The organism is Ferrovibrio terrae (assembly GCF_943371255.1).
Lineage (GTDB): Bacteria > Pseudomonadota > Alphaproteobacteria > Ferrovibrionales > Ferrovibrionaceae > Ferrovibrio > Ferrovibrio terrae_B.
On the sequence record NZ_CALRUC010000207.1, the window covers coordinates 1 to 3,039 of the forward strand.

At 62.9% G+C, this 3,039-nt stretch carries 4 protein-coding genes; 3 read left to right on the plus strand and 1 reads right to left on the minus strand.

The features are described from left to right. The 3 genes from AAG799_RS22840 to AAG799_RS22850 all read left to right on the plus strand — a co-directional run. On the plus strand, positions 1-606 hold a 606-nt coding region (locus tag AAG799_RS22840), incomplete at its 5' end, for a thiamine pyrophosphate-dependent enzyme (protein ID WP_341899434.1). Further along, positions 606-1,415, plus strand: coding sequence for an aspartate dehydrogenase (locus tag AAG799_RS22845; RefSeq protein ID WP_341899435.1), 810 nt, complete (start codon positions 606-608; stop codon positions 1,413-1,415). The genes AAG799_RS22840 and AAG799_RS22845, both read left to right, overlap by 1 nt. A gap of 16 nt (positions 1,416-1,431) precedes the next feature. Continuing rightward, a complete protein-coding gene (locus tag AAG799_RS22850; protein WP_341899436.1) occupies positions 1,432-2,349 on the plus strand; it encodes a VOC family protein in 918 nt (305 codons plus the stop codon). Positions 2,350-2,353: 4 nt separating this feature from the next. Here AAG799_RS22850 and AAG799_RS22855 read toward each other — a convergent pair. After that, on the minus strand, positions 2,354-3,039 hold a 686-nt coding region (locus AAG799_RS22855; RefSeq protein WP_341899437.1), incomplete at its 5' end, for a glyoxylate/hydroxypyruvate reductase A.

Here is a 3,039-nt window from a genome sequence, read left to right on the forward strand (position 1 = left end):
GAGGCCGAGGCACAGTTGCGCAAGGGCCTGGGGCCTTACGAGAAGCTGGTCGATGCCCTGCAGAAAGCCGTGCCGCGCGATTACCTCTGGGTTCGCGACGTCACTGTGTCAAACAGCACCTGGGGCAACCGCATGCTCAAGCTGTTCGACCCCCGCAATGGCGTGCATGCGCTGGGCGGCGGCATTGGCATGGGTGCGGCGATGGGTGTGGGGGCGGCGATCGGCTCACGCGGCCGCAAGACGGTCGTTTTGTCGGGCGATGGCGGTCTGATGCTCTGCGTCGGCGAGTTGGCGACGGCCGCGCAGGAGCAGGCCGACATGCTGCTGATCGTGATGAACGATCGCGGCTATGGCGTGATCCGCAATATCCAGGATGCCAAATTCGGTGGCCGCAAGTATTTCGTCGATCTGCATACGCCATCTTTCCCGGATCTGGCACGCAGCCTGGGCTGGAAACACATGCTGCTGAACGATATCGCCAAGGCCGACAGCACCATTGCCCAGGCCATGGCCGAAAGTGGACCGCGCATGCTGGAGGTCGACATGGTGGCGATCGGGCCCTATGCCACTGCCTTTGCCGGCCCGCCGGTGCGCAAGGCCTCCTGATGCCGCGCCGGGAACGCCCGTCGATTCTGTTGATTGGCCATGGTGCCGTTGCGGCCGAGGTGCGGGCTGCCGCACTCAGCACCGGTCTGTTCGATGTCGGGGCCGTGCTGGTGCGGCATGAAAAGCTTGGCGCGGTTCAGGCTGAACTGAATGGCTACCGGGTGATCGACAGCCTGGCGGATCTGGATTTCCAGCCGCTGCTGGCGGCTGAATGCGCCAGCCACACTGCCGTGCGCCAGTATGGCCCAGCCTTGCTGCGCCAGGGCATCGACATGGTGGTGGCCTCAATCGGTGCATTGAGCGATGAGGGACTGCATCGCGAGCTGGAAGCCGCAGCCATGGAAGGCGGCGCCAAATTGATCCTGCCGGCAGGGGCGGTGCCCGGCATCGACGCCCTGAATGCGGCCACGCTTGGCGGGCTGACGCGGGTTTCCTATATCTCCCGCAAGCCGCCGGCCGCCTGGAAGGGTACGCCCGCCGAAACCATCCTTGACCTTGATGCTCTTAAAGACGCCGCGACGTTTTACACCGGCACGGCGCGCGCGGCTGCGCGGGATTACCCGAAGAATGCCAATGTGGCGGCGACGGTGGCGCTTGCCGGACTAGGCTTTGATGCCACTGAGGTGCGCATGATTGCCGACCCGGCCGTTACCACGAACATTCACGAAATCGAGGCCAGTGGTGCCTTCGGCGATATGCATCTGACAATCAAGGGCAAGCCGCTGAAGAGCAATCCGAAGACGTCATCACTCGCCGCCTACAGCACCATCCGCGCGATCCTCAACCGGGTTCGCGTGACTGAAATCTGAGTCAGGAGTTCTTACGATGTCCATCACCGGTATCGACGGGATTGTCTATGGTGTGGAAGACATGGCGCTGTGCCGGCGCTTCTTCACCGACTGGGGCCTGAAAGAAGGCGTCGCGGGCCACTTCGAGACGCTTGATGGCGCCGAGGTGGTTCTCAAGTCCAAGGATGATCCGTCTCTGGCGCCGGCCTTCGAGCCGGGTTCGACCCTGCGCGAAGGCATCTGGGGCGTGAGCGATGCGGCAGCGTTGGCCGGGGTCGAACGGACGCTGAAGGACGCCGGTGTTGCGACAACGAAGACGCCGGATGGTTTTTCCTGCATCGATCCCTGCGGGTTGCGGATTTCCTTCCGGATCAGTCGTCGCCGCAAGGTGACGGTCAGCGGTTCGCCCAGCAACACCATCGACCAGCATCGCCGCATCGATACGCCCAGCCCGGTCTACCAGCAGGCCGAGCCGGTCAATATCGGGCATTACGTGCTGTTCGTGCCCGATGTGGCACCGATGCAGGATTTCTATACCCGGCTGCTCGGCTTCCATATTTCTGACAGCTATCCGGGCACCGGGCTGTTCCTGCGCTGCAATGCCGAAGGCGGACATCACAATTTCTTCCTGCTGAAAAGCCCCACGGGCAAGGCCGGCATCAACCATGTCGCCTTCACCGTGCGCGATGTGCATGAGGTGATCGGCGGAGGCATGCAGATCAACCGCCAGGGTTGGGAAACGCAGCTCGGGCCGGGCCGGCATCCGATCTCCTCGGCCTTCTTCTGGTATGTGAAGGCACCCTGCGGCGGCCTCGTCGAGTATTACACCGATGAGGATTACCTGACCGAGAAATGGCAGCCGCGAGAATTCGAAAAAAAGCCGGAAATCTTCGCTGAATGGGCTGTCACTGGCGGCATCGACGGCGAAACCCGTCGCCAGAAGGCAAAAGCCTAGTTGATCAGTAGCCGCGGCTGCGGTCGACCGCGTGTGGCGGTCGCTGGCCGGCCTCGATGGCGGTCGCAGTGGCAACCAGCGTATCGGCTACGGCGGAGAAACTGACATCGCAGGCATCATGCGGGGTCATCACGATCTTCGGGTGGTGCCAGAAAATATGATCTGTCGGCAGCGGCTCGACGGCAAAGACATCAAGCGAAGCCCCGGAGAGCTGGCCACTTTCCAGCGCCGACAGGAAATCAGCTTCCACCATCTGCTCGCCACGGCCGGTCTGGATCAGATAGCCACCCGGCTTCATGGCGGCAAAGACATCGCGATTGAGCAGGCCGCGGGTTTCCGGGGTCAGCGGCAGAAGATTCACCAGAACCTCGGTCTCGGCCAGCATGGCGAACAAGCCATCGCGGCCATGGAAACCCTGCACACCCGCTGCCATCGGCTTTGGCGTGCGGCCCCAGGCCTTCACCGGAAAGCCCAGGTCGGCGAGATGCGTGGCAACGCGTTCGCCGATCTTGCCATAACCCAGAATGCCAACCGGCACGGTGCTGGCCGGGCGCTGTTCCAGACGCTGCCAGATGCGGTCGCGCTGATGCTGCATGAAGGTGGCGAATTTGCGCTGGTGCCAGATCACATGCCAGGTGACAAAGCCGGCCATCATCTGCGCCTGGCCCGGATCGACCACCCGGACGACAT

Coding starts and splice junctions, on each gene's coding strand:
- AAG799_RS22845 (WP_341899435.1), top strand. CDS start 606: ATGCCGCGCCGGGAACGCCCGTCGATTCTGTTGATTGGCCATGGTGCC.
- AAG799_RS22850 (WP_341899436.1), top strand. CDS start 1,432: ATGTCCATCACCGGTATCGACGGGATTGTCTATGGTGTGGAAGACATG.